The 25,633-nt window shown below is 67.1% G+C and carries 28 protein-coding genes and 1 tRNA gene; 20 read left to right on the top strand and 9 right to left on the bottom strand.

Going from position 1 to position 25,633, the window contains the following annotated elements; genetic code table 11:
* Positions 1–12 precede the first annotated feature (12 nt).
* The 5 genes from AC07VX_RS25315 to AC07VX_RS25295 all read left to right on the top strand — a co-directional run bounded on the left by AC07VX_RS25315 (position 13) and on the right by AC07VX_RS25295 (position 3,144).
* Positions 13–144 carry a cbb3-type cytochrome oxidase subunit 3 gene (locus tag AC07VX_RS25315; RefSeq protein ID WP_493167641.1) on the top strand — a complete coding sequence of 44 codons (132 nt, stop codon included), beginning with the start codon at positions 13–15 and terminating at the stop codon, positions 142–144.
* Positions 141–1,058 carry a cytochrome-c oxidase, cbb3-type subunit III gene (ccoP, locus tag AC07VX_RS25310; RefSeq protein WP_493167642.1) on the top strand — a complete coding sequence of 306 codons (918 nt, stop codon included), beginning with the start codon at positions 141–143 and terminating at the stop codon, positions 1,056–1,058. The genes AC07VX_RS25315 and ccoP overlap by 4 nt, the downstream gene beginning before the upstream one ends.
* 5 nt (positions 1,059–1,063) lie before the next feature.
* On the top strand, positions 1,064–2,497 hold the full coding sequence (ccoG, locus tag AC07VX_RS25305; RefSeq protein WP_493167643.1) for a cytochrome c oxidase accessory protein CcoG: 1,434 nt from the start codon (positions 1,064–1,066) through the stop codon (positions 2,495–2,497).
* Positions 2,498–2,513: 16 nt separating this feature from the next.
* Positions 2,514–2,777 carry a hypothetical protein gene (locus AC07VX_RS25300; protein WP_493167644.1) on the top strand — a complete coding sequence of 88 codons (264 nt, stop codon included), beginning with the start codon at positions 2,514–2,516 and terminating at the stop codon, positions 2,775–2,777.
* Between the two features lie 73 nt (positions 2,778–2,850).
* Positions 2,851–3,144: a hypothetical protein gene (locus AC07VX_RS25295; RefSeq protein ID WP_493167645.1), complete on the top strand. Its 294-nt coding sequence runs from the start codon at positions 2,851–2,853 to the stop codon at positions 3,142–3,144.
* On the opposite strand, the gene AC07VX_RS25290 is transcribed toward AC07VX_RS25295, so the two are convergent.
* Together AC07VX_RS25290 and fnr are read right to left on the bottom strand one after the other, a co-directional pair.
* On the bottom strand, positions 3,107–4,417 hold the full coding sequence (locus AC07VX_RS25290; protein WP_493167646.1) for an NAD(P)/FAD-dependent oxidoreductase: 1,311 nt from the start codon (positions 4,415–4,417) through the stop codon (positions 3,107–3,109). The two genes, AC07VX_RS25295 and AC07VX_RS25290, sit on opposite strands and share 38 nt — an antisense overlap.
* A 58-nt stretch (positions 4,418–4,475) precedes the next feature.
* Positions 4,476–5,213: a fumarate/nitrate reduction transcriptional regulator Fnr gene (gene fnr / locus AC07VX_RS25285; protein ID WP_493167670.1), complete on the bottom strand. Its 738-nt coding sequence runs from the start codon at positions 5,211–5,213 to the stop codon at positions 4,476–4,478.
* Between the two features lie 131 nt (positions 5,214–5,344).
* On the opposite strand from fnr, the gene hemN reads away from it, so the two are divergent.
* The 3 genes from hemN to icd are packed head-to-tail and all read left to right on the top strand — an operon-like array spanning position 5,345 to position 8,677.
* Positions 5,345–6,727: an oxygen-independent coproporphyrinogen III oxidase gene (gene hemN / locus AC07VX_RS25280; protein WP_493167647.1), complete on the top strand. Its 1,383-nt coding sequence runs from the start codon at positions 5,345–5,347 to the stop codon at positions 6,725–6,727.
* Between the two features lie 10 nt (positions 6,728–6,737).
* Positions 6,738–7,367: an urease accessory protein UreH domain-containing protein gene (locus AC07VX_RS25275; RefSeq protein WP_493167649.1), complete on the top strand. Its 630-nt coding sequence runs from the start codon at positions 6,738–6,740 to the stop codon at positions 7,365–7,367.
* A gap of 56 nt (positions 7,368–7,423) precedes the next feature.
* On the top strand, positions 7,424–8,677 hold the full coding sequence (gene icd, locus AC07VX_RS25270) for an NADP-dependent isocitrate dehydrogenase (protein ID WP_493167650.1): 1,254 nt from the start codon (positions 7,424–7,426) through the stop codon (positions 8,675–8,677).
* A 79-nt stretch (positions 8,678–8,756) separates the two neighbouring features.
* Here icd and AC07VX_RS25265 read toward each other — a convergent pair whose 3' ends face one another.
* Together AC07VX_RS25265 and AC07VX_RS25260 are read right to left on the bottom strand one after the other, a co-directional pair.
* Positions 8,757–10,991, bottom strand: coding sequence for an NADP-dependent isocitrate dehydrogenase (locus AC07VX_RS25265; protein WP_493167651.1), 2,235 nt, complete (start codon positions 10,989–10,991; stop codon positions 8,757–8,759).
* 199 nt (positions 10,992–11,190) lie between these two features.
* Complete coding sequence (locus AC07VX_RS25260; protein WP_493167671.1) at positions 11,191–11,436, bottom strand: cold shock domain-containing protein; 246 nt, start codon at positions 11,434–11,436, stop codon at positions 11,191–11,193.
* 196 nt (positions 11,437–11,632) lie between these two features.
* On the opposite strand from AC07VX_RS25260, the gene clpS reads away from it, so the two are divergent.
* Complete coding sequence (clpS, locus tag AC07VX_RS25255; RefSeq protein ID WP_493167652.1) at positions 11,633–12,013, top strand: ATP-dependent Clp protease adapter ClpS; 381 nt, start codon at positions 11,633–11,635, stop codon at positions 12,011–12,013.
* On the top strand, positions 12,010–14,334 hold the full coding sequence (clpA, locus tag AC07VX_RS25250; protein ID WP_493167653.1) for an ATP-dependent Clp protease ATP-binding subunit ClpA: 2,325 nt from the start codon (positions 12,010–12,012) through the stop codon (positions 14,332–14,334). The genes clpS and clpA overlap by 4 nt, the downstream gene beginning before the upstream one ends.
* A 49-nt stretch (positions 14,335–14,383) precedes the next feature.
* Here the strand turns inward: clpA and AC07VX_RS25245 are convergent, their stop codons facing one another.
* The 5 genes from AC07VX_RS25245 to AC07VX_RS25225 are packed head-to-tail and all read right to left on the bottom strand — an operon-like array spanning position 14,384 to position 17,505.
* On the bottom strand, positions 14,384–15,157 hold the full coding sequence (locus AC07VX_RS25245; protein WP_493167673.1) for a M90 family metallopeptidase: 774 nt from the start codon (positions 15,155–15,157) through the stop codon (positions 14,384–14,386).
* Positions 15,157–15,903, bottom strand: coding sequence for a UDP-2,3-diacylglucosamine diphosphatase (locus tag AC07VX_RS25240; RefSeq protein ID WP_493167654.1), 747 nt, complete (start codon positions 15,901–15,903; stop codon positions 15,157–15,159). Before AC07VX_RS25240 ends, AC07VX_RS25245 begins: the two co-directional genes overlap by 1 nt.
* Entirely contained in the window at positions 15,900–16,397 is a 498-nt protein-coding gene (locus AC07VX_RS25235) for a peptidylprolyl isomerase (protein ID WP_493167655.1), read from the bottom strand. Before AC07VX_RS25235 ends, AC07VX_RS25240 begins: the two co-directional genes overlap by 4 nt.
* Complete coding sequence (locus AC07VX_RS25230) at positions 16,394–16,978, bottom strand: peptidylprolyl isomerase (protein WP_493167656.1); 585 nt, start codon at positions 16,976–16,978, stop codon at positions 16,394–16,396. The genes AC07VX_RS25235 and AC07VX_RS25230 overlap by 4 nt, the downstream gene beginning before the upstream one ends.
* An 8-nt stretch (positions 16,979–16,986) precedes the next feature.
* Positions 16,987–17,505 carry a tetratricopeptide repeat protein gene (locus AC07VX_RS25225; RefSeq protein WP_493167657.1) on the bottom strand — a complete coding sequence of 173 codons (519 nt, stop codon included), beginning with the start codon at positions 17,503–17,505 and terminating at the stop codon, positions 16,987–16,989.
* 133 nt (positions 17,506–17,638) lie between these two features.
* Between AC07VX_RS25225 and cysS the strand changes: the two genes are divergently transcribed.
* The 10 genes from cysS to AC07VX_RS25175 all read left to right on the top strand — a co-directional run bounded on the left by cysS (position 17,639) and on the right by AC07VX_RS25175 (position 25,328).
* Positions 17,639–19,012, top strand: coding sequence for a cysteine--tRNA ligase (cysS, locus tag AC07VX_RS25220; RefSeq protein WP_493167658.1), 1,374 nt, complete (start codon positions 17,639–17,641; stop codon positions 19,010–19,012).
* A complete protein-coding gene (locus tag AC07VX_RS25215; RefSeq protein ID WP_493167659.1) occupies positions 19,012–19,653 on the top strand; it encodes a DNA-3-methyladenine glycosylase family protein in 642 nt (213 codons plus the stop codon). Before cysS ends, AC07VX_RS25215 begins: the two co-directional genes overlap by 1 nt.
* A complete protein-coding gene (locus AC07VX_RS25210) occupies positions 19,653–20,624 on the top strand; it encodes an acetyl-CoA carboxylase carboxyltransferase subunit alpha (protein WP_493167661.1) in 972 nt (323 codons plus the stop codon). Before AC07VX_RS25215 ends, AC07VX_RS25210 begins: the two co-directional genes overlap by 1 nt.
* Positions 20,593–21,909 carry a tRNA lysidine(34) synthetase TilS gene (gene tilS, locus AC07VX_RS25205; RefSeq protein ID WP_493167662.1) on the top strand — a complete coding sequence of 439 codons (1,317 nt, stop codon included), beginning with the start codon at positions 20,593–20,595 and terminating at the stop codon, positions 21,907–21,909. The genes AC07VX_RS25210 and tilS overlap by 32 nt, the downstream gene beginning before the upstream one ends.
* Before the next feature lie 60 nt (positions 21,910–21,969).
* Positions 21,970–23,244, top strand: coding sequence for an aspartate kinase (locus tag AC07VX_RS25200; protein WP_493167663.1), 1,275 nt, complete (start codon positions 21,970–21,972; stop codon positions 23,242–23,244).
* A 49-nt stretch (positions 23,245–23,293) separates the two neighbouring features.
* Positions 23,294–23,386: transfer RNA gene (locus AC07VX_RS25195), tRNA-Ser, on the top strand.
* A 186-nt stretch (positions 23,387–23,572) separates the two neighbouring features.
* Complete coding sequence (locus AC07VX_RS25190) at positions 23,573–23,836, top strand: Arm DNA-binding domain-containing protein (protein ID WP_493167664.1); 264 nt, start codon at positions 23,573–23,575, stop codon at positions 23,834–23,836.
* A 120-nt stretch (positions 23,837–23,956) separates the two neighbouring features.
* Positions 23,957–24,184, top strand: a complete 228-nt coding sequence (locus AC07VX_RS25185; protein WP_493167665.1) for a hypothetical protein — start codon at positions 23,957–23,959, stop codon at positions 24,182–24,184.
* Positions 24,185–24,348: 164 nt separating this feature from the next.
* Positions 24,349–24,930, top strand: a complete 582-nt coding sequence (locus AC07VX_RS25180) for a hypothetical protein (protein WP_493167666.1) — start codon at positions 24,349–24,351, stop codon at positions 24,928–24,930.
* Positions 24,931–25,040: 110 nt separating this feature from the next.
* Positions 25,041–25,328 carry a RidA family protein gene (locus tag AC07VX_RS25175; protein ID WP_495122030.1) on the top strand — a complete coding sequence of 96 codons (288 nt, stop codon included), beginning with the start codon at positions 25,041–25,043 and terminating at the stop codon, positions 25,326–25,328.
* Positions 25,329–25,633: the final 305 nt, after the last annotated feature.

The following is a 25,633-nucleotide window of genomic DNA, read 5'->3' as shown; positions in this document are numbered from 1 at the left end:
GGAGCCCGCACCATGGGCATCAATGAACTCCGCGTGGCCGTGACCCTGGTGTCGCTGGCCGTCTTCCTGGGCATCGTCGCCTGGGCCTGGCGTGGCCGCTTCGACGACGCCGCACGCCTGCCTTTCGAAGGAGACGAGCAATGAGTGACTTCTTCAGCAGCGGCTGGTCCATCTTCGTCGCCGCCGCCACCATCGGCGGGCTGGTCGCCTGCGGCATCCTGCTCTTCATCGCGAGCCGCCGCCAGGTGATGGCGGCCGACAACACCACCGGCCACGTCTGGGACGAGGATCTGCGCGAACTGAACAACCCGCTGCCGGCCTGGTGGATGGGCCTGTTCATCCTGACCATCGTCTTCGCCGGCATCTACCTGGCGCTCTACCCGGGCCTGGGCAGCACCGCCGGCAAGCTGGGCTGGACCAGCCTGGGCGAGCACGCCAGGGATGTCGACCAGGCCCGCGCCGCGATGGCGCCGGTGTATGCCGCCTTTGCCGACAAGACGCCCGAGCAGCTCGCCAAGGACCCCAAGGCCCACGCCATCGGCGAGCGCTTGTTCGCCAACAACTGCGCGCAGTGCCATGGCGCGGACGCCAAGGGCTCCAAGGGCTTCCCCAACCTGACCGACAACGACTGGCTGTGGGGCGGCACGCCCGAGGCCATCACCGAGACCATCACCAAGGGCCGCGACGGCAACATGCCCGTCATGGCGCCGGCCGTGGGCTCGAGCGAGGACGTGCGCAACGTCGCCCACTACGTGCTCTCGCTGTCGGGCAGCCCGCACAACGCGCTGTATGCCCAGCTTGGCAAGCCCAAGTTCGTCGTCTGCGCGGCCTGCCACGGCCCGGGCGGCCAGGGCAACCAGGCCCTGGGCGCGCCCAATCTGAGCGACAAGATCTGGCTGCACGGCTGGGGTGAGGAGGCCGTGATGGCCATGGTCAACAACGGCAAGCACAGCGTCATGCCGGCCCACGGCGAGCGCCTGACGCCCGAGCAGATCCGCGTGCTTGCGTCCTACGTCTGGGGTCTGTCACAGTCGCAAGGCCCAGCAGCCGCCAACTGATCCCCATGCCCGTCCCTTCCGCGCCCGGTTCGGGCGATGCAGTACAGGTCATCCGGCTCTACAAGTCGGAAGACAAGATCCATCCACGGGCCGTGGATGGCTTCTATGCCCGCTGGCGCTGGGCCATCGTCGCGCTGACCCAGATCGTGTTCTATGGCCTGCCCTGGCTCGACTGGGGCGAGCGGCAGGCCGTGCTCTTCGATCTGGAGGCGCGGCGCTTCTACATCTTCGGGCTGGTGCTGTATCCGCAGGACTTCGTGTACCTCACAGGCCTGCTGATGATCTCGGCCTACGCTCTGTTCCTGTTCACTGCGGTGGCCGGGCGGCTGTGGTGCGGCTTTGCCTGCCCGCAGACGGTCTACACCGAGATGTTCATGCGGGTGGAGCACTGGTTCGAGGGCGACCGCAACGCGCGGCTGCGTCTGGACAAGTCGCCCTGGTCCTTCGACAAGCTGTGGCGCAAGTCAGGCAAGCAGCTCGTCTGGATCGCGCTCGGGCTGTGGACGGGCTTCACCTTCGTCGGCTACTTCACGCCCATCCACACCCTGGGCGCCGAGGTGCTGGCGCTGGGCCTGGGGCCCTGGGAGACCTTCTGGGTGCTGTTCTACGGCTTTGCCACCTACGGCAACGCCGGCTACATGCGCGAGCAGGTCTGCAAGTACATGTGTCCCTACGCGCGCTTTCAGAGCGCGATGTTCGACCGCGACACCCTGATCGTCAGCTACGACCCGGGCCGCGGCGAGCCGCGCGGCAACAACGCCAAGCGCAAGAAGGGCGAAGCCCGCAGCGCCGCCGTCGGCGACTGCATCGACTGCGGCCTGTGCGTGCAGGTCTGCCCTACCGGCATCGACATCCGCAAGGGCTTGCAGTACGAATGCATCGGCTGCGCTGCCTGCATCGACGTCTGCAACGGCGTCATGGACAAGATGGCCACGCCGCGCGGGCTCATCCGCTTCGACACCGAGAACGGCCTGGAGCAGGGCCTGAACAGCGCCCAGCGCTGGCGCCGCGTGCTGCGGCCACGGGTCGTCATCTACACCGCCGTGCTGCTCGTCATCTGCACGGCGCTGTTGTGGAGCATCGCCTCGCGGCACGGCTTCCGCGTCGACGTGGTGCGCGACCGCGCCTCGCTGGCCCGCCTCGTCGAGGACGGCTGGATCGAGAACGTCTACCGGCTGCAGGTCATGAACGCGACTGAGTCGGCGCAGCGCTACCGCATCGAGGCCGATGGCCTGCCCGGCCTGGTGCTTACCCAGGCGACGACCGTGGACCTGGGTCCGGCCGAGGCGCGCTGGGTGGCCGTGGCCCTGCGCATGCCACCGAGTGCGGCGCAACAGCTCAAGCCCGGCGCGCACGCCATGCAGTGGCGCATCAGCCGCGTTGGCGAGGGCGCCGCCGAAACCATCGTCGAGAAATCCACCTTCGTGCTGCCGCGCTGACGGCGAGGAGAACCCCATGTCCGCCCTGAAATCCCGATCCGCCTGGCGCGAGCCCATGGTCTGGCTCGTCGTCGGAGGCCCGGCCAGCGTCGTCGTCGCCAGCTTCTTCACGCTGGCCCTGGCCATCAAGCACCCCGATCCGCCGCTGGACCTGCACGCTTCGGCCCAGCGCTCGGCAGACGACGTGGAGCCCGCCGACATGCGCGCACGCGAGGGCGACATTCCCGCGCTGATCGCCCGCAACCATGCCGCCACCGGCGCCGCCGGGGTCAAGCGGTGAGCGCCGTGCAGGGGCGCCCCAAGCAGGCTCGCTCCCGCTTGGCAGACCAGACCGCCGGCCGAAGGGTGCATCAATGAACGCCCAGGCCGGCCCGTCGCGCATCGCGCGCTTCGCGATGGCGGTGGCCTGGTCGTCCTTCCTGTGTGCCGGCGTGCTGGAGCTGCTGGTCTTCGCCGTCGTCGACCCGGGCGAGCTGCGCTGGTTCGGCGCTGCGCCCATCGAGTGGTCGCCCCAGGCGGTCTACACGCTCAGCTTCCTGATCTTCTGGGGCGTCATTGCGCTGGCTGCCAGCCTGGCGCTGTTGCTCGTCAGCCTGCCGGCCGACGATGTCAAGCCTGCGCGTCGCGCGCCGGGCTGGCCGCGCTGATCACGCGGGCATGCCGGTCGTGGGTCCAGTAGGCCCAGGCCCAGTCCATCAGCACCACGAAGCGGTTGCGAAAGCCGATCAGGAAGTACACGTGGGCGAATAGCCAGAACAGCCAGGCCGCGTAGCCCGAGAAGCGCAACGGCCCGGCCGGCGTGCCGAGATCCACGACGGCGCTGTGCCTGCCGATGGTGGCGAGGTTGCCGTAGTCGCGGTAGCGGAAGGGCAGGGTGGGCTGACTGCCCAGGCGGCGCCGGATGTTGGCCGCCGCATGGCGACCCATCTGCTTGGCGCCGGGTGATACCCCGGGCACCGGCCTGGGTTCGTGGCCTGGTGCATGGCTTTGCGCGGCGGCCAGGTCGCCGATGACCTGGATGGCGGGGAAGCCCTGGAGGCTGAGGTCTGGCTCGACGACGACGCGGCCGGCGCGGTCCAGCATGCAGCCGGTGGCGTCTGCCAGCGCTCGGCCCAGCGGCGAGGCGGCCACCCCGGCCGCCCAGACCACGCAGCGGCTGTGCAGGCGCTGCGGCCCGGCGGCCGTCGTGATGTCCAGCCCCTCGGCGTCGATGCCGCTCACCCGCGCGCCCAGCATCACTTCCACACCCAGCGCAGCCAGCTGCTCGCGGGCACGCTCGCTCAGGGTCTCTGGCATGGCCTGCAGCACGCGCGAGCCCCCTTCCACCAGCAGCACGCGGGCCTGCCTGGGGTCGATGCGGCGGAACTCGCCCGGAAGCGTGTGGCGTGCGATCTCCGCGAAGGTGCCGGCCAGCTCCACCCCGGTCGGCCCGGCGCCGACAACGACGAACTGCAGCAGCGCCACGCGCTTGACCGGGTCGTCCTCCCGCTCGGCGGCCTCGAAGGCGAGCAGCACGCGGCGGCGGATCTCGAAGGCGTCCTGCAGCGTCTTCAGGCCCGGTGCGAATGCAGCCCAGTCGTCGCGGCCGAAATAGCTGTGGGTGGCGCCGGCCGCGACGATGAGGTGGTCCCAGCACAGCGTGGCGCCGTCCTTCAGTGTGGCGGTCTGTGCGCGGGCGTCGAGGGCGGTGACCTCGCCCAGCAGTGTCGTCACGTTGGGCTGGCGGCGGAACAGGTGGCGGATGGGCGCCGCAATGGACGGGGCCGACAGGCCGGCCGTGGCCACCTGGTAGAGCAGGGGCTGGAAGAGGTGGTGGTTGGTCTTGTCGACGACGGTGACGTCGACCTCGGCAGCGGCGAGGGCTCGCGCCGCCTCCAGGCCGCCGAACCCGCAGCCGATAATGAGGACTTGGGGACGCATGAAGCCATGCTACGCCTCATTTGCTGCGCTGCAGCAAATGACCCCCGAGCCTGCCCGGTCAGCAGGCGGCGTTGGAAATGAGACGCTGCAAGGCCTGAGGATCGAGCACGGTGATCTGGCGCTGCTTGACGTCCAGCACGCCGTCTTCCTGGAACTTGGAGAAGGTGCGGCTGACGGTTTCGAGCTTGAGGCCGAGGTAGCTGCCGATCTCCTCGCGCGTCATGCGCAGCACCAGGCTGCTCGACGAGAAGCCGCGCGCCTGCAGGCGCTGCGTCAGGTTCAGCAGGAACGCCGCCAAGCGTTCCTCGGCGCGCATGTTGCCCAGCAGCAGCATGACGCCGTGGTCGCGCACGATCTCGCGGCTCATGATCTTGTGGAACTGGTGCTGCAGCAGCGTGAATTCGCGCGACAGCTCCTCCAGGTCGCGGTACTGGATCACGCAGACGGAGGAGTCCTCCAGCGCGACGGCATCGCAGTGGTGCTGGTCGCTGCTGATGCCGTCCAGTCCGAGCAACTCGCCGGCCATCTGAAAACCGGTCACCTGGTCGCGACCGTCCTCGCTGCCCACGCAGGTCTTGAAGAAGCCGGTGCGCACGGCGTACAACGCCTCGAAGCGGTCGCCGTTGCGGAACAGGTGGTCGCCTCGCTGAACGCTGCGGCGCTTCTCCACCAGCCCGTCCAGGCGCTGCAGATCGGCCGGGCTCAACCCCACCGGCAGGCAGAGTTCACGCAGATTGCAGCTGGCACAGGCGACCCGCAGCGGTTCGAGCGTCGCGGCACCGGGCTGCGCGGGCATGTCTGGGGTGATCGGCACGCTCATCGGGCGGGTGAGAGGGGTCAGCATGAAACGCATTGTTCTCGGCGGCCTGCGCTGCAGCCTTGACTTGGATCAACGCCCGGCCCGGTGGCTGCCGGCACAGTGGCGGCATGCCAGCCGTCACAGACCGCCCCATCGATGCCGACCTGCTGCGCCGCCACGACGTGGCAGGCCCGCGCTACACGTCCTATCCCACGGCCGACCGCCTCGTCGAGGCCTACCAGGGGCCCCAGCATCTGCAGGCGCTGCGCCAACGCGGCACGGTGCAGCCGCTGTCCGTCTACGTCCACATCCCGTTCTGCGAGCAGCTCTGCTACTACTGCGCCTGCAACAAGATCATCACCAAGCACCACGAGCGCGCCGCGCCGTACCTGGCCGCGCTGGAGGTGGAGATGGATCTCGTCGCCGAAGCCCTGGGCGGCACGGCCCCGGTGTCGCAGCTGCACCTGGGCGGCGGCTCCCCCACTTTCCTGTCCGACGTCGAGCTGACCTCGCTGATGGACGCCCTGCGCCGGCGCTTCAGGATCCTGCCGAACGCCGAGGTCTCGGTCGAGGTGGATCCGCGCACGGTGGATGCGGGCCGGCTGGCGCATCTGCGCTCGCTGGGCTTCAACCGCCTGTCCTTCGGCGTGCAGGATTTCGACGCCGCCGTGCAGAAGGCCGTGCATCGCGTGCAGCCGTTGGAGCAGGTGGCCGCGCTGATGCAGAACGCCCGCGAGCTGGGCTTCTCGTCCACCAACGTCGACCTGATCTACGGCCTGCCGCTGCAGACGCCGGCGAGCTTTGCCCGCACCATTGCGCAGGTGGCCGAGTTGCGGCCCGACCGCATCGCGATGTACGCCTATGCCCACCTGCCGCAGCGCTTCAAGCCGCAGCGCCGCATCGTGGCTGAGATGCTGCCGCCGGCCGGCGACAAGCTGGCCATGCTGTCGGGCGCCATCAGCGCGCTGCTGGGCGAGGGCTACACCTACATCGGCATGGACCATTTCGCGCTGCCCGACGACCCGCTGGCCGTCGCCAAGCGCCAGGGCCTGCTGCACCGCGGCTTCCAGGGCTATTCCACGCAGCCTGACTGCGATCTCGTCGGCCTGGGCGTGTCGTCCATCAGCCGCGTGGGCGCCACCTACGCGCAGAACGCCAAGACCATGGACGAGTACGAGGACGCGCTGCGCCAGCGCCAGCTCCCCGTGCAGCGGGGCCTGGCGTTGACGCGCGACGACCTGCTGCGCCGCGCCGTCATCATGGCGCTGATGTGCCAGGGGCGCGTGGAGTTCGAGTCCATCGCGGCGTCCTACCTGGTGGACGTGCCGACCTATTTCGCGCCCGAGTTCGAGCGCCTGCGCCAGCTCGCCGAGCAGGGGCTCATCGTGCTGGAGCCCGGCGCCATCCAGGTTACCCCGCTGGGCTGGTACTTCGTGCGCGCCGTCGCCCTGGTCTTCGATCGCTACCTGCAGGCCGACGCCAGCCGCGAGCGCTTCTCCAAGATCATCTGAACGCCGCGCGATGTCGCTGGATGCTGCGCTGATCGGCTCTGCTGCCTTGATGGGGCTGGCCGGTGCGCCGCACTGCGCGCTGATGTGCAGCGCGCCCTGCGCGCTGGCCGCCCAAGGCCGACGGCAGCAGACACGCCTGCTGGGCGGCCGACTGCTGGGCTACAGCGCGGCCGGGGTGGTGGCTGCGATGTCGGCCCAGGCACTGGCCGGCATGTCCCAGGGGGCGGCCGTGCTGCAGCCGCTGTGGGCGCTGCTGCAGGCAGCCCTGCTGGTGCTGGGGCTGAGCCTGATGGTGCGGGGGCGTGTTCCGGCCTGGCTGGGCAATGCGCGTTTTCGACCGCAGCCGGGGCGCAGCTTCGCAACCGGCATGGCCTGGGTCGCCATGCCCTGCGGGTTGCTGCACGCTGCCTTGCTGCTGTCGGCCCTCTCCAACTCGCCCGTGAGCGGCGGGCTGGCCATGGCCGCCTTCGCCACCACCAGCACCCTGGGCCTGGCCGTGGCGCCGGCCTGGATTGCGCGGCTGCCGCGCCGCGTCGGCGATGCGTCGCCGGCCCTGCGCCTGGCGGGCCTCGGCCTCGTGGCCGCCTCGGGCTGGGCGCTGGGCCACGGCGTTTGGCAGCGCGTGCTGCTGGCCTGCTGAGCGCCCCTAAACTGCGCGCGTCCCGTTTCCCTCGCATCGCTGCGAAAGCTCCTGCCATGTACCAACACATCCAAGTGCCCGAAGGCGGCCAGAAGATCACGGTCAACGCCGACTTCTCGCTGAACGTGCCCCACAACCCCATCATTCCCTTCATCGAGGGTGACGGCACGGGCCTGGACATCACGCCTGTCATGCTCAAGGTGGTGGATGCCGCCGTGGCCAAGGCCTACGGCGGGGCGCGCAAGATCCACTGGATGGAGATCTACGCGGGTGAGAAGAGCACGCGCGTCTACGGGCCCGATGTCTGGCTGCCGGAGGAGACGCTGCAGGCGGTGAAGGAGTACATCGTCTCCATCAAGGGGCCGCTGACCACGCCGGTGGGCGGCGGCATCCGCTCGCTGAACGTCGCGCTGCGTCAGGAACTGGACCTCTACGTCTGCCTGCGCCCGGTGCAGTATTTCGACGGCGTGCCCAGCCCCGTGAAGGAGCCGCACAAGGTCGACATGGTCATCTTCCGCGAGAACTCGGAAGACATCTACGCCGGCATCGAGTACGAGGCCGAGAGCGACAAGGCCAAGAAGCTCATCAGGTTCCTGCAGGAGGAACTGGGCGTCAAGAAGATCCGCTTCCCCGAGACCTCGGGCATCGGCGTCAAGCCCGTCAGCCGTGAAGGCACCGAGCGCCTGGTGCGCAAGGCCATCCAGTACGCCATCGACAACAACAAGCCCAGCGTGACCATCGTGCACAAGGGCAACATCATGAAGTTCACCGAAGGGGGCTTCCGCGACTGGGCCTATGCGCTGGCGCAGAAGGAGTTCGGTGCCCAGCCCATCGACGGCGGCCCGTGGTGCCGTGTGAAGAACCCGAAGACAGGCAAGGACATCACCATCAAGGACGTCATCGCCGACGCCTTCCTGCAGCAGATCATCCTGCGCCCGGCCGAGTACAGCGTCATTGCCACGCTGAACCTGAACGGTGACTACATCTCCGATGCGCTGGCCGCGCAGGTCGGCGGCATCGGCATCGCCCCGGGCGCCAACATGAGCGATTCCATCGCCATGTTCGAGGCCACGCACGGCACGGCGCCCAAGTACGCCGGCAAGGACTACGTGAACCCGGGCTCCGAGATCCTGTCCGCCGAGATGATGCTGCGCCACATGGGTTGGACTGAAGCCGCCGACCTCATCATCTCCAGCATGGAGAAGGCCATCCTGAGCAAGAAGGTGACCTACGACTTCGCCCGCCTGATGGATGGTGCGACGCAGGTGTCCTGCTCGGGGTTCGGGCAGGTGATGATCGATCAGATGTAGCAGGCGGCCCACGGCCCCCGAGCGGTAGAAAACAAGACGGGGCGCCAGCGGCGCCCCGTCTTTCATTCGCGAGCCCCGATCAGTTCAGCGAGGCCAGCACCGCATTGAACGTCGCGCTCGGGCGCATCACCTTGTCGAGCTTGGCAACGTCCGGCAGGAAGTAGCCACCGATGTCGGTCGGCTGGCCCTGCACCGCCTTCAGCTCCTCGGCGATCTTGGCCTCGTTGGCTGCCAGCGCCTCGGCCACCGGCTTGAAGCGGGCGGCCAGGTCGGCGTCTTCGGTCTGCGCGGCCAGCTCCTGGGCCCAGTAAAGCGTCAGGTAGAAGTGGCTGCCGCGGTTGTCCAGTTCGCCAGTCTTGGGGCTGGGGCCCTTGCCGTTGTCCAGCAGCTTGCCGGTGGCGGCGTCCAGCGTCTTGGCCAACACCTTGGCCTTGGCGTTCTTGTTCTTGATGCCGAGGTCTTCCAGGCTCACCGCCAGGGCCAGGAACTCGCCCAGCGAATCCCAGCGCAGGTGGTTCTCTTCCACCAGCTGCTGCACGTGCTTCGGGGCCGAACCGCCAGCACCCGTCTCGTACATGCCACCGCCGGCCATCAGCGGCACGATGGACAGCATCTTGGCGCTGGTGCCCAGCTCCATGATGGGGAAGAGGTCGGTCAGGTAGTCGCGCAGGATGTTGCCGGTGGCGCTGATGGTGTCCAGGCCGCGGATGACGCGCTCCAGCGTGTAACGCATGGCGCGGACCTGGCTCATGATCTGGATGTCCAGGCCGACCGTGTCGTGCTCGTGCAGGTACATCTTGACCTTGCGGATCAGCTGCGCCTCGTGCGGGCGGTAGCTGTCCAGCCAGAAGACGACCGGCATGCCGGAGTTGCGGGCGCGGTTGACGGCCAGCTTCACCCAGTCGCGGATGGCGGCGTCCTTGCATTGGCACATGCGCCAGATGTCGCCTTGCTCGACGTTCTGGCTCAGCAGCACCTCGCCCGTCTCCAGGTCGGTGATGTTGGCGACGCCGTCCTCGGTGATCTCGAAGGTCTTGTCGTGCGAGCCGTACTCCTCGGCCTGCTGGGCCATCAGGCCGACGTTGGGCACCGTGCCCATCGTGCGCGGGTCGAACGCGCCGTGCCACTTGCAGAAGTTGATCATCTCCTGATAGATGCGGGCGAAGGTCGACTCGGGCATGACGGCCTTCACGTCCTTCAGCCGGCCGTCGGCGCCGTACATCTTGCCGCCGCTGCGGATCATGGCCGGCATGGAGGCGTCCACGATGATGTCATTGGGCGAGTGGAAGTTGGTGATGCCCTTGGCCGAGTCCACCATCGCCAGTTCGGGGCGGTGCTCGTGGCAGGCGTGCAGATCGCGCTTGATCTCGTCCTGCGTGCTCTGCGGCAGCGTGGCGATCTTGGTGTAGAGGTCCACCATGCCGTTGTTGACGTTGACGCCCAGCTCGTCGAACAGCTTGGCGTGCTTCTCGAAGGCCTCCCGGTAGAAGATCTTCACGCAGTGGCCGAACACGATGGGGTGGCTCACCTTCATCATCGTGGCCTTGACGTGCAGCGAGAACATCACGCCGGTCTTGCGCGCGTCCTCGATCTCCTGCTCGTAGAAGGCCAGCAATGCCTTCTTGCTCATGAACATCGAGTCGATGACCTCGCGGTCCAGCAGCGCGACCTTGGGCTTGAGGACGATGGTCTTGCCGCTCTTGGTGATGAGCTCCATCTTCACGTCGCGGGCGCGATCCAGCGTCAGCGACTTTTCACCGTGATAGAAGTCGCCGTCATGCATGTGGGAGACGTGCGAGCGCGAGGCCTGGCTCCAGGGGTCCATGCGGTGCGGGTTCTTGCGGGCGTATTCCTTCACCGCCTTGGGCGCGCGGCGGTCGGAGTTGCCCTCGCGCAGCACCGGATTCACGGCCGAGCCGATGCACTTGTTGTAGCGGGCGCGAATGTCCTTCTCTTCGTCCGTCTCGGGCTTCTCGGGGAAGTTGGGGATCTTGTAGCCCTTGTCCTGCAGTTCCTTGATGGCGGCCTTCAACTGGGCCACCGAGGCGCTGATGTTGGGCAGCTTGATGATGTTGGCCTCAGGCTTGAGCGTGAGCTTGCCGAGCGCGGCGAGGTTGTCCGGCTGGCGCTGCTCCTCGCTCAACAACTCGGGAAACTGGCCCAGGATGCGGCCGGCCACCGAGATGTCGCTGGTAACGACATCGATGCCTGCCTGCGCCGCGAAAGCCTGGACGACCGGCAGCAGCGAGGCCGTGGCCAGGCGGGGGGCTTCGTCGGTCAGGGTGTAAACAATCTGGGTCTTGTCGGCGGTCATGAGGTCTTCCAGTAGAGGTGCAATCCGTGCGGCGCAAAGCGGCGGGCGCCGCCGCGCAGGGCATGAACTCTAGCAAGTCGTCCCGGTACTTTGCTGACGCAGCCTCCTTGAATCGAGAGCACCTCGGGGTGAGCCGAGCAAGGCTGGCAAGACAAAGCCCCGCGGCCTTACGGCTCACGGGGCTTTTTTGCGGCGCGGCTCAGGAGGCCATTTGCTGCGGCTGCTCCATCGCTCGCGCGGCTTCCAGCGGCGTGATGTTCTGGGCCAGCTGGCCCTTGGGGCCCTGCACCAGATCGAACTGCACCTGACTGCCCTGTTTCAGCGTCCGGAAGCCTTCCATCTGAATCGCTGAGAAGTGGGCGAAGACATCATCGCCGCCGGCCTCCGGCTCGATGAATCCAAAGCCCTTGGCATCGTTGAACCACTTGACTTTGCCCAGCGCCATCATCTTGTCTCCATTCTTTGTGGCACCTCCCGAGGAGGCGGACGTGGATTCTGGTAGCGCAATAAAAAGCGTCAATTCGGGACCTTCCCGGCCGGGTTGACCCTAGACCTCGCGCCGCGCTCGCTTGCAATTCCGCCGGCCGGCGCCACTTGCCCGCCATCGGCGGGGGAAACACCCCCGTCGATAGAATCGACTCATGCCTGTGCTGTCCGTTTTTTCACCGCGAAACCAGTCGGTCCCGCCGCCGCCCACGCCTCCCCTGAAGCCGGGCCGCGACGAGGGCGAAGGTGCGGTCGTCGTCGAGCGCCAGACCCAGAAAACCGAGCCCCCGCGGCTCTACCAGGTCCTGCTGCTGAACGACGATTTCACGCCGATGGAGTTTGTAGTCATGGTTCTGCAGGAATTTTTCCGGCATGACCTCGATACGGCGACGCAGATCATGCTCAAAATCCACCACGAGGGTCGCGGTGTCTGCGGTGTCTTCACCAAGGACGTCGCAGCCACCAAGGTGGAGCTGGTTCTGGCCGCCTCCCGGCGTGCCGGCCACCCCCTGCAGTGCATTATGGAGGCCGCATGATTGCGCAAGAGCTTGAAGTCAGTTTGCACATGGCGTTCGTCGAGGCGCGCCAGCAGCGGCACGAATTCATCACCGTCGAGCACCTGCTGCTCGCGCTGCTTGACAACCCCAGCGCCGCGGAGGTGCTGCGCGCCTGCGCTGCCAACCTGGACGACCTGCGCAAGAGCCTGACGCAGTTCATCAAGGAAAACACGCCCATGGTGGGCGGCAATGACGAGGTGGACACCCAGCCCACGCTGGGCTTCCAGCGCGTCATCCAGCGCGCCATCATGCATGTGCAGAGCACCGGCAGCGGCAAGAAGGAAGTCACCGGCGCCAATGTGCTGGTGGCCATCTTCGGCGAGAAGGACTCCCACGCCGTCTACTACCTGCACCAGCAGGGCGTCACGCGCCTGGACGTCGTCAACTTCATCGCCCACGGCATCAAGAAGACCGACCCGGAGCCTCCCAAGGCGCCGGAAGGCCAGTCACAGGGGCAGGAGGGCGAGCGTGAGGAAGGCGAGGGCGGCAGCGCCAAGGCGTCGCCGCTGGAGCAGTTCACGCAGAACCTCAACCAGCAGGCCAAGGACGGCAAGATCGACCCGCTGATCGGGCGCGAGGCCGAGGTCGAGCGCGTGGTGCAGGTGCTGTGCCGCCGCCGCAAGAACAACCCGTTGCTGGTCGGCGAGGCCGGCGTCGGCAAGACCGCCATCGCCGAGGGTCTGGCCTGGCGGATCACCGAGGGCGAGGTGCCCGAGGTGCTGGCGGAATCCGTCGTCTACTCGCTGGACATGGGCGCGCTGCTGGCGGGTACCAAGTACCGTGGCGATTTCGAGCAGCGCCTGAAGGCCGTGCTCAAGGCGCTGAAGGACCAGCCGAACGCCATCCTGTTCATCGACGAGATCCACACGCTGATCGGCGCCGGTGCGGCCTCGGGGGGCACGCTGGACGCGAGCAACCTGCTCAAGCCCGCGCTCAGCTCAGGCGCCATGAAGTGCATCGGTGCGACGACCTTCACCGAGTACCGCGGCATCTTCGAGAAGGATGCCGCGCTGAGTCGCCGCTTTCAGAAGATCGACGTGGCCGAGCCCTCGGTCGAGCAGACCATCGAGATCCTGAAGGGGCTCAAGAGCCGCTTCGAGGAGCACCACTCTGTCAAGTACGCCCTGGGCGCGCTGCAGGCCGCGGCTGAGCTGTCGGCCAAGTACATCAACGACCGCCACCTGCCGGACAAGGCCATCGACGTCATCGACGAGGCCGGTGCCGCGCAACGCATCCTGCCCAAGAGCAAGCAGAAGAAGACCATCACGCGCGCCGAGGTGGAGGATATCGTCGCCAAGATCGCGCGCATCCCGCCTGCCTCGGTCAACAGCGACGACCGCAGCAAGCTCAAGACGCTGGACCGCGACCTGAAGAGCGTCGTCTTCGGGCAGGACCCGGCCGTCGATGCGCTGGCCGCCGCCATCAAGATGGCGCGCTCGGGCCTGGGGCGCCCCGACAAGCCGGTCGGTTCCTTCCTGTTCAGCGGCCCCACGGGTGTCGGCAAGACCGAAGTCGCCAAGCAGCTCGCCTACATCCTGGGCATCGAGCTGATCCGCTTCGACATGTCCGAGTACATGGAGCGCCACGCCGTCAGCCGCCTGATCGGCGCGCCTCCTGGCTATGTCGGCTTCGACCAGGGCGGCCTGCTGACCGAGGCCGTCACGAAGAAGCCGCATGCCGTGCTGCTGCTCGACGAGATCGAGAAGGCCCACCCGGACGTCTTCAACGTGCTGCTGCAGGTCATGGACCACGGCACGCTGACCGACAACAACGGGCGCAAGGCCGACTTCCGCAACGTCATCATCATCATGACGACGAACGCGGGCGCGGAGATCATGAACAAGGCCACCATCGGCTTCACGACCCAGCGCCAGCAGGGCGACGAGATGGCCGACATCAAGCGCCTGTTCACGCCCGAGTTCCGCAACCGGCTGGACGCCATCGTGTCCTTCCGTGCGCTGGACGAGGAGATCATCCTGCGCGTCGTCGACAAGTTCCTGCTGCAACTGGAAAGCCAGCTGCAGGAGAAGAAGGTCGAGGTCAGCTTCTCCGATGCGCTGCGCAAGCACCTGGCCAAGAAGGGTTTCGACCCGCTGATGGGTGCGCGGCCGATGCAGCGTCTCATTCAGGACACTATCCGCCGGGCGCTGGCCGACGAGTTGCTGTTTGGCCGGCTGGTCGATGGCGGCCGCCTCACGGTGGACGTGGACGACAAGGGCGAGACGGTGCTGGACATCCAGCCCAACCCGCCCAAGCCCAGCAAGGACGGCAAGCCCAAGGCTGAGCCTGCCACGGCCTGAGCCGCGGTTTCTGATCCAGAAAGGGACGCGTCGGCGTCCCTTTTTTCTGTCAGCTCGCCGGGTCCTGCTTGAAGAAGCCAGCCAGCAGTCCGTACATGGTCGGCTCCTCGGCGCGCATCGCAGCCGGGGCGACGAAGAAGGCCTCGACGGCGACGGCGAAGAACTCCTCAACGGCCTCGCCGCCATAGGGGTCGATCAACGTCTCCTCCCCGGCATCGATGCGCTCGCAGAATTTCTCCCACTCCGCGTCGATCACGCCGATCCAGCGCGAGCGCTCGTCAGCGTCCATTGGCGGCACGCCGTCGGCCAGGCCGTCGCGCATGTCGATGACGTGGGCGAACTCGTGGATGACGACGTTGTAGACCGCATCCGCCCCGAACTCGGCCGGGTCATCGCTGACGGCCACCGCGTTCCAGGCCAGCATCAGCGGCCCGCCCTCCATCGCCTCGCCGGCCAGCTCCTCGTCGTACTCGTGGACGACACCGTCCTCGTCCTCGAAGCGCCGCTGCGCGACGACCTCGCCGGCATGCATGACGATGCCGACGAAGCCGTCGTACCAGCCCAGGCCGAGCCGCAGCACCGGCAGGCAAGCCTGGGCTGCGACGGCCACGGCGACCTCGTCGGTGACCTCGAAGCCGGCGACGCCGTGGAACTCCTTGCTCGACAGGAACAGGCTGCAGAGCCGTCGCAGCTCGGCGAGGTCGTCCGCGCTGCGCTGGGCGAGAAAGGGATAGCGCAGCAGCGTCAGCTGCCACAGCGCGTCGGGGATGGCGTGGCGCGCGACGGCGCGCTGCTCGCGCCAGTCCCGGATGGCCTTGAGGATCACAGCGCCAGCCGTTGCAGGCCGGTCGCCGACAGGCGGACCACGTCACCACGCGGTGGCGTTGCCTCCAGATCCCAGTCCGACAGCACGACGCGCCTGAGGCCGTCGCCGAGGTCGTGCTCGGCGGGGCGATGCGTGTGGCCATGGATCAGCGTCGTCGCGCCTGCCTCACGCAGCAGCGCACGGCAGGCGCCGGCGTCCAGGTCGGTGGCCATCAGCTGCGCGGCCTGGGACGCGCGGCTCTGCGCCCGCGCCTGGCGGCCGAAGGCCTGCCGGTCGGCCAGCGGCCGGGCGAGAAAGTCGGCCTGCCAGGCCGCAGAGCGGCTGGTCGCGCGCCAGGCCTGGTAGCCCGCGTCGGCCAGACATTGCGCGTCGCCATGTACCAGCAGCCAGCGCCGGCCGAAGGCATCGAGCACGCTCGGGTCGGGCAGGGCGGTCATGCCGGTGGCGGCCAGCAACTCGGTGCCGACGAGGAAGTCGCGGTTGCCAGCCATGAAGAACAGGTCCAGCCGCTGCGCCACTTCGCGCAGCATCGTGACGACGCCGGCCTCGAAGGGTTGATGGCGCGCATCGTCACCGACCCAGACCTCGAAGATGTCGCCGAGCATCAGCACCGCCTGCGCGGGCGTCTCGGCGAGGTGCTGCTCAAGCCGGGCCAGCGTGCCCGGCGTGTCCGGCCCGAGGTGCAGGTCGGACAGCAGGTCGACCTGCCGCCACTGCGCCGGGGCCGTCAGCGTGTGGATCAAACCTCGACGGCCTTCTCGATGACGACTGCTTCGACCGGCACGTCGGCATGGCCGCCCGAGCGGCCGGTGCGCACCTTCTCGATCTTGTCGACGACGTCCTGGCCCTCGACGACCTTGCCGAACACGGCATAGCCCCAGCCCGACGGCGACTCGGACTTGAAGTCCAGAAAACCGTTGTCGACGGTGTTGATGAAGAACTGGGCCGTGGCCGAGTGCGGCGCGTTGGTGCGCGCCATGGCCAGCGTGTACTTGGCGTTCTTCACGCCGTTGTTGGCCTCGTTCTGGATGGCCGCATCGGTCGGCTTCTGATTCATGCCGGCGTCGAAGCCGCCGCCCTGGACCATGAAACCCTTGATGACGCGGTGGAAGATGGTGCCGTCATAGTGGCCCTTGCGGACGTAGGCCAGGAAGTTGGCGGCGGACAGCGGCGCGTTCGCGACATCCAGCTCGATGAGGATGTCGCCCTGGTTGGTGGTGAACTTGACTTGGCTCATTTTTTGGCGGGCTCGACGAGAGCCTTGTTGATGATGATGGCGTTGACCGGCAGATGCTGGTGCATCTGGTAGGGCGAAACGGGGGTAGTGCGGATCTTGTCGACGACGTCCATGCCCTCGATGACCTGGCCGAAGACGGCATAGCCGGAGGCCGGATTGTCCGGCTCGCCGTCCAGCGGGATGTTGTCGGCCACGTTGATGAAGAACTGCGCAGTGGCGGAATTGGGATCGTTGGTGCGCGCCATCGCGATGCTGCCGCGCACGTTGGACAGGCCGTTGTGGGACTCCAGCGGAATGGGCGGCCGGGTCGGGCGCGGCTGCAGCATCTGGGCCGGCCGCTGGGCCAGCCTGGCGTCGTAGCCGCCCGTCTGGATCATGAAGCCGTCGATGACGCGGTGGAAGACGACACCGTTGTAGTGGCCCGCCTTGACGTACTGGATGAAGTTGGCCACCGACCGGGGGGCCTTCTCGGCATTGAGCTCGATGCGGATGTCGCCTTCGGTGGTCTGCAGCCTGACGGTCTGGGCCGAGGCAGCGGTGACGGCCAGCAGGGCGGCCAGAAGGAGGGCGGTCTTGGTCATGAGAGATGTCATCGGGTCTTGTTGAGCTCTGCCGTCAATGCCAGTGTGCGGCTGATCTTGCCGGCCAGCGCATCGCTGGGGGCGAGCGCGGCCTTCTGTGCACGTTGGTAGGCGCGCAGGGCCAGGCGGGTCAGCACGTCGCCGAGATTCTCCTGGGCCTGGGCATGTTCGGGCTGTACGCGCAGCGCCTGTTCCAGCGCCGCCCTGGCCTCGTCGAGCTCACCCGCGGCGGCGTGCAGCACGGCGAGATTGTTGTAGGGGTCGGCGAGGTCCGGGAAGTCCTGGGTCAACCGCTTGAAGATGGTGAGCGCCCTGGCTCGCTCGCCGAGCTCCATGCGCATGACACCGAGGGCGAAGCGCAGTTGCAGGTCGTCGGGGGTGCGGGTCAGGGCCTGCTCGACCTGCTCGACGGCCTGGGCTTTCTGGCCGGCCAGCCACAGGCGCTGGGCGCCTGCCAGATCATCGGCACAGGCCGGCAGCGCGGCAAGTGCCGCGAGCAGGGCGAGGGTGGGGAGGAGGGGGCGCATGAGGGTTGTAGCGGGGAGCGGCGTCGGGGGTGGCCGCTATACTGAATTGATTCTATGAGCCCCGCCTGGCCGGCCCCGGTGCGGGGCTTCTTGTTGGTGCCTCCCAGGGAGCATCTCCCTCGTTTCCTGTCCCATGTCTCTGCGCGTCCACAACTCCCTCAGCCGCACTCTCGAAGACTTTCAGCCGCTCGTGCCTGGCCAGGTGCGCATGTATGTGTGCGGCATCACGGTCTACGACCTGTGCCACATGGGTCACCTGCGCATGAACATGGCGTTCGACGTCATCTACCGCTGGCTGCGCGCCAGCGGCTATGCCGTCACCTACGTGCGCAACGTGACGGACATCGACGACAAGATCATCAAACGTGCGGTCGAGCGCGGCATCACCATTCGCCAGCTCACCGAGGAGATGACGGCTGCGATGCACGAAGACTTCGCCGCCGTGGGCCTGCTGCGCCCCGACCATGAGCCACGTGCCACCGAGTACGTGCCGCAGATGCTGTCCCTGATCGAGCGCCTGGAGCAGCGCGGACTGGCCTATCGCGCCGAGGGCGGCGACGTGAACTACGCCGTGCGCAAGTTCGACGGCTACGGCAAGCTCAGCGGCAAGAGCGTGGACGACCTGCGTGCCGGCGAGCGTGTGGCGGTGGACGACGGCAAGCTCGACCCGCTGGACTTCGTGCTGTGGAAGGCCGCCAAGGCCGATGAACCCGCCGACGCCAAGTGGGCCGCGCCCTTCGGCGAGGGGCGTCCGGGCTGGCACATCGAGTGCTCGGCCATGAGCTGCGCGCTGCTTGGTGAAAGCTTCGACATCCACGGCGGCGGCAGCGACCTGCAGTTCCCCCACCACGAGAACGAGATCGCGCAGAGCCAGGGCGCCGGCTACGACTTCGCCAAGTACTGGCTGCACAACGGCTTCCTGAACGTCGACGGCGAGAAGATGTCCAAGAGCCTGGGCAACTTCTTCACCATCCGCGACGTGCTGAAGAAGTTCGACGGTGAGACGCTGCGCTTTTTCATGCTGCGCACCCACTACCGGAGGCCGTTCAACTTCAGCGATTCGCACCTGGAAGACGCCCGCACGGCGCTCACGCGCCTGTACACGGCGCTGGATGCCGTGCCGCCGGCCGATGTCACTATCGACTGGACCGAGCCCAGCGCCGCCGCTTTCAAGACGGCCATGGATGAGGACTTCGGCACCCCCGGCGCCGTGGCCGTGCTGTTCGACCTGGTCAACGAGGTCAACCGCGACCGCTCGCCGCAGCGGGCCGGGCTGCTCAAGGCCCTGGCCGGGGTGCTGGGCGTGCTGCAGCAGGAGCCTCGGGCCTATCTGCAGGGCGGCTCCGGTGGCGACGAGGCTGCCTGGATCGAGGAGCGCATCGCTGCCCGCGCCGCCGCCAAGGCTGCGCGGGACTTCGCCGGCGCCGACGCCATCCGCGCCGAGCTGTCGGCCAAGGGCATCACGCTGAAGGACGGTGCCGGCGGCACGACCTGGGTGAAGAGCTGATGGCCTCCAAGACGCCCGTCGAGGTGACGCCCGACTATTGGGACGACGCCTGCAAGCACCTGGTCAAGCGTGACCGGGTGCTGAAGAAGCTCATCCCCCAGTTTGGCGAGGCCCGGCTGCAGAGTCGGGGCGATGCCTTTGCAACGTTGGCGCGGTCCATCATCGGCCAGCAGATCTCGGTCAAGGCTGCGCAGTCGGTCTGGACCCGCTGGGTGGCGCTTTGCCCCAGGATCCAGCCGGCGGCCGTGTTGGCCCTGGGCGTGGAGGAGCAGCGCGCCGCCGGCCTGTCGGCCCGCAAGGTCGAATACCTGCGCGATCTGGCCGAGCATTTCGACTCCGGCCAGGTCCACGTCCGCCAATGGGCGCAGATGGACGACGAAGCCATCATCGAGGAACTGGTCGCCATCCGCGGCATCGGCCGCTGGACGGCCGAGATGTTCCTGATCTTTCACCTGATGCGCCCCAACGTGATGCCGCTGGATGACGTCGGCCTGCTGAAGGGCATCAGCCAGAACTATTTTTCCGGCGAGCCTGTCTCCCGTGCCGAGGCCCGCGAGGTCGGCGACGCCTGGGCGCCGTACCGCTCGGTGGCCGTTTGGTACATTTGGCGCAGCCTCGATCCGCTACCCGTGGACTACTGATGAGCAAGAAACATTTTCTGGAATTCGAGCAGCCCATCGCCGAGCTCGAGACCAAGATAGAAGAACTGCGCTACGTGCAGAGCGAGTCGGCCGTCGACATCTCCGAAGAGATCGACCGCCTCTCCAAGAAGAGCCAGCAGCTGACCAAGGAGGTCTATGCGAGCGTGGCGCCGTGGCAGGTCTACCAGATCGCCCGCCACCCGCAGCGCCCGCAGACGCTGGACTACTGCTCGGAAGTCTTCACCGAGTTCCAGGAACTGCACGGTGACCGCCATTTCGCCGACGACGCCGCCATCGTGGGCGGCATCGCGCGCTTCAACGGTCAGGCCTGTATGGTCATCGGCCACCAGCGCGGTGCCGACGCCAAGGAGCGCACGCTGCGCAACTTCGGCATGCCCCGCCCCGAGGGCTACCGCAAGGCCCTGCGCCTGATGAAGCTGGCCGAGAAATTCGGCCTGCCCGTCTTCACCTTCATCGACACCATGGGCGCCTACCCCGGCATCGGTGCCGAGGAACGCGGCCAGAGCGAAGCCATTGGCCGCAACATCCTGGAGATGGCGCAGCTCGAGGTGCCCATCATCGCCACCGTCATCGGCGAGGGCGGCTCGGGCGGTGCTCTGGCCATCGGTGTGGCCGACCAGGTGCTGATGCTGCAGTTCTCGGCCTACTCGGTCATCTCGCCCGAAGGCTGTGCCTCCATCCTGTGGAAGAGCAGCGAGCGCGCCTCCGACGCAGCCGACGCCCTGGGCATCACCGCCCACCGCCTGAAGGCCCTGGGCCTGATCGACAAGATCGTCAACGAGCCTGTCGGCGGCGCCCACCGCGATGCCAAGCAGATGGCGTCCAACCTCAAGCGCGCCCTCAGCGACGCGCTGCGCCAGGTCAGTGACCTGAAGACGCCCGAACTGCTGGACCGCCGCTACGAGCGCCTGCAGGGCTATGGCCGCTTCGGCGACACCAAGAACCGCTGACCCATCCGGTGATGCCGTCGCCGTCGCCTTCAGCGGCGGCCTCGATTCCACGGCCCTGCTGCATGCCGCCACCCGTGCGGTGAACGGGCAGCGGGTCGTTGCCCTCCACGTCCACCACGGCCTGCAGCCGCAGGCCGACGGCTGGGCCGCGCATTGCGAAGCCGTTGCGCTCGAACTGGGCGCGGCCTTCGCCTGCACGCGACTGGCCGGCCAGCCCGGGCCGGGCGAGAGCGTCGAAGCCTGGGCCCGTGCGGGCAGGCATCGCGCCTTGCACGACATGGCCATCACGGCCGACGCCGACCTGCTGCTGCTGGCCCACCACCGGCGTGACCAGGCCGAGACTTTTCTGCTGCAGGCCTTGCGCGGCGCCGGCATGGCCGGGCTCTCGGGCATGCCGCGGGCGCAGTGGCGCGACGGCGTCTGCTGGGCTCGACCCTGGCTGGACAGGCCGCGGGAGGCCATCCAGGCCTATGCCGAGCTGCAGGGCCTGCGCTGGATCGAAGACCCGAGCAACGGCGATGCGCGCTTTGCCCGAAACCGGCTTCGCCAGGCCTTGTGGCCGGCCTTTGCGTCGGCCGAGGCCGGCCTGGCCCAGGCCGCGCGCTGGGCGCAGCAGGCCGAAGCGCTGGCGGCCGAGGTGGCGGCCGAGGATCTGACCGCCATCGCGAGCGACGAGCGCCTGGATCTTGCCCGCCTCCAAGGACTGTCGTCGGCGCGGGCCAGCAATGCGCTGCGTGCCTGGCTGGCGACACGCATGACTGCGCCTGCCAGCCTGGTCGGGCGGCTGCTGGGCGAATGGCGGCCTGGCGCCACGCTGTCCTGGCCTGCGCCCAGCGGTGTCCTGCATGCCTGGCGCGATGGCCTGTTCTGGGTACCCCAAGCGACCCCGGCGGCCTGCGCAAGCCAGATCGATCTCAGCCATCCGGGCCGCTACCCCCAGCCCGGATGGGGTGGCAGCTGGCTGGTCGAGCCTGCCGCGCAAGGGATCGCGCCTCGGCATCTCGCCCGCTTGAGCCAGCGAAGCCGTGAAGGCGCTGAGCAATTCCAGCGCGCCCCGGCCTCGGTGCCGCGCAGCCTGAAGAAGGCCTGCCAGGAGGCCGGCCTGCCGCCCTGGCGGCGCGGCGGCCCGCTGCTGTTCGATGCCGGGCGACGGCTGATCGCCGTCGCGGGCCTGGGCATGGACGCGCGTGCCTTCGCCGATCAAGATGAGCCCAAGCTCGCCTTGCGCTGGCTGGAGGATTCAGCCTTGCCGCAGAGCGAAGGCGATGCCGAGTCTGGCGCATAAAATCAGGGGTTTGCGAGCATGCCGTCCCGGCGGCTCCGTCTACAGCCTTCGCTCAAACACATGGCTCTGATCGTCCACAAGTACGGCGGCACCTCGATGGGGTCCACCGATCGCATCCGCAACGTGGCCAAGCGTGTCGCCAAATGGGTGCGCGCCGGCCACCAGATGGTGGTCGTGCCCTCGGCTATGAGCGGTGAAACCAACCGCCTGTTGGGGTTGGCCAAGGAGCTGTCACCCGCAAGCGGCTCACCCGAGGTCAACCGCGAGCTCGACATGATCGCCGCCACCGGCGAGCAGGTCTCGGTGGGCCTGCTGGCCATCGCGCTGCAGGCGGAGGGCGTTCCGTCGGTCAGCTACACGGGCTGGCAGGTGCCGGTGGCCACAGACTCTTCCTATACCAAGGCCCGCATCGAGAGCATCGACGACAAGCGCGTGCGCGCCGATCTTGCTGCCGGAAAGGTCGTCGTCATCGCGGGCTTCCAGGGCATCGATGCCGACAACAACATCACGACGCTGGGCCGTGGCGGCTCCGACACCTCGGCCGTGGCCATCGCCGCGGCGATGAAGGCCGACGAGTGCCTGATCTACACCGACGTGGACGGCGTCTACACGACCGACCCGCGCATCGTCCCCGAGGCGCGCCGCCTGCACACCATCAGCTTCGAAGAGATGCTGGAAATGGCGTCGCTGGGCTCCAAGATCCTGCAGATCCGCTCGGTGGAATTCGCCGGCAAGTACCGCGTGCCGCTGCGCGTGCTGTCCAGCTTCACGCCCTGGGACATCGACATCAACGAGGAAGCCAAGTCCGGCACCCTGATCAGTTTTGAAGAGGACGAAAAAATGGAACAAGCCGTCGTGTCGGGCATTGCCTTCAACCGTGACGAGGCCAAGGTGACGCTGCTGGGCGTGCCCGATAAGCCCGGCATCGCCTTCCAGATCCTGGGCCCCGTGGCCGAGGCCAACATCGACATCGACGTCATCATCCAGAACGTCTCTCACGACGGCAAGACGGACTTCTCGTTCACCGTGCACCGCAACGACTATGCGCGCACGATGGACCTGCTGCAGAACACCGTCGGCCCGGCCACCAACGCGGCCAAGGTCGTCGGCGACCCCAAGATCTGCAAGGTCTCCATCGTTGGCATCGGCATGCGCTCGCATGTCGGCGTGGCCAGCAAGATGTTCCGCGCGCTGTCGGAAGAGGGCATCAACATCCAGATGATCTCCACCAGCGAGATCAAGACCAGCGTCGTCATCGACGAGAAGTACATGGAGCTTGCCGTGCGCGCGCTGCACAAGGCCTTCGATCTGGATCAGGAAACCGCCGCGGCCTGAGTTTCCGACAGAGGTGGCGCATTCCTGGTATAGAATGCGCGGCTGTGCTGGAGTCGTGACCGAGTGGCCGAAGGTGCTCCCCTGCTAAGGGAGTATGTGGGCAAAACCTGCATCGAGGGTTCGAATCCCTCCGACTCCGCCACCACACTCCCTCCCTACGGTGCACTACGGTGCAAAGAAGGTGCAGGGATTGCTGGTGTAAGTCATTGATTTGACTGACTTTTCCCCCTGAATCACACTTCCCTAGGTGCACCGAACGTGCATCAACGTGCGCCAAGCACGCGCCATCTTCTGGCGGACTGGCTGGCGGACAGAAGGGAAACGGGGAATGGCTACCACCTCCCGCCGGACGGCGGCGAAGCTCCACCTGCTGACTGCGAAGCAGGTTCAACACGCGCCGGAAGGCGATCTCTCGGACGGCGGCGGCTTGCTGCTACGGGTGCGCGGGCAATCCGCCTCCTGGGTGTTCCGATTCACTGCCCCGAGCGGCAAGCGGCGCGAGATGGGCCTGGGCGTCTGCCATCGTGGCAGCCCCGGCCAGGCCGGTGCCCGATCCCATCGAACTGGGCCCGCGCGCTCTGCGCTGGGTTGACGCCGAAGTCGACGACGCCCTCGCAGCACGTGCGCCGCGCCGAGCCGAGCCGGCCGCGGAGCCTGCCCAACTGCTGCGCGGCAAGATCGAGCGCATGAAGCGCGGCGCGGGGTGCCCGGTATGACCGCCCGCAACGACCACGAGCTGTGGGCCGACTACGCCCAGCGTGGCGCCAAGGCGGCGCAGAGCCAGGCCGAGGCAATGGCGCTGGCCAAGCTGCTGCGCAATGACCCGGCATTCCACGACGCGAAGCATCCCAATCACGCCATCGTCACCCAATGCCTTCGAGCAGCAATCGGCAGTCAAACAACCTATCGCTGTGTCCGAGAAAACTTGACCAGCACATAGAGCGGATGCCTTGCCGACGGGTTAAGGGCACTCGGTAGTTGCCGGAATTGGCCACGGCATCTCCTCCCATTGAACACCTGATTCGGAGGGGCAGCCACATGCGTTTCCTAACGATTGGGTGCTACGCTGGCGAGACGAGATAGACGGGGGTAAGAACAGTGCGAATGAGGATCCTTGCCGCGCTTTCCGCGGCCTTGACCGTCTGCTTGAGTGCTCAGGCGGCCACTTTGATTACCGACCCGTCAGGGATGCTGCTGGGTGCCAAGGGTGTCACGGTAAGCGGCAAGCTGTACGACGTCGAGTTTGTCGACGGCACCTACGAGGACATCTACGGCGTTTCTTCGCCGGTTTTCGTGACGGTGGTGGATGGACTTGCGGCGATGAATGCCGTTCTTTATGAGGTCGTTCAATCGCCCGGCCCTCGCAACTACGAGCTACAGCCTGAGTGGGTCAAAGGCTGTGAGCTAGGGGCGGAGAAATGCAGTTTCGTGACACCCTACTTCGATGAAACACAAGGCGCTCTTTGGTTCTCGATCGGCGAGAACTACCCCTGGGTGAAGGCTGCGGATGAGGTCTACCTTGCTCCTGCAGTGCCCAACTTTTCGAGCGGAGATTGGGTCTGGGCTCGATGGACTCAGGCAGCGTCAACGGTCTCGGAGCCCAATGCATTTGCCCTACTTGTTGTCGCGGTTGCCGCCGCGATGCGGGGTCGGCGACACGGCACTCGCCAGTCCCTGTCCGCTTAAACGATCACCTGTTCGGCGTCTCGCAGCTTCACGCCCTCGCGGCGTAGCTGCCACACGACTACCTGCATGCGAGCAAGTTTCCTCGCTGGGTGGCTCAAGGCGCGAGCGTGATGGCGTCATGGTCCGTGACGATCAGCTCAGAAACCCTGTATCAGCAATTGCGCCGCCTAGTGGCGACGATGCCGGATCTGGCTGCCGGCCCTATCGATGCCGAAATGCGGCAGTGGCTTGGCCGCGCCGCAGTGCTTGTCGAAGCCGGAGGTGATAAGGCCGATCTGATCAGCCTCACGGTGTCGGCGGACAGCCTGGTGAATGGACAGGCATCGGTCTGTAAACCCAGCAACGGCGCGGGCCTTGACAGTCTCCGACTCCGCCAAATGGGAGCCCCAAGTAATTGATTTACTTGGGGTTTTTTCATTTCCGAGTCGCGTTGATGGCGGCGCCCCACCATCTACCCCGCCAAACGAAAAATGAAGAGACGCCAGCCTCGAACTGGCTCTCGGAATTGAGACGGAAGCTAGGCGGCGGCATGTCCCAATGTGCTACTACGGATTGCTGCCGCGCCCGACAAGCCCAGCATCAGGCTTGGCCGAGCAGCGCTGCCGTGAGTGCTTTGCCAGTTGATGCGTGAGCGTCCAGCCATCCCATCTTGAACCGCGCTGATGCGCCCGTGACGATGGTGCCCACCAATTCGAACAGGTGG

Source organism: Roseateles sp. GW821-FHT03B02 (genome assembly GCF_059421025.1).
The sequence above is the reverse complement of the archived record's forward strand: the minus strand, read 5'-3'. Positions and strand labels throughout refer to the sequence as shown.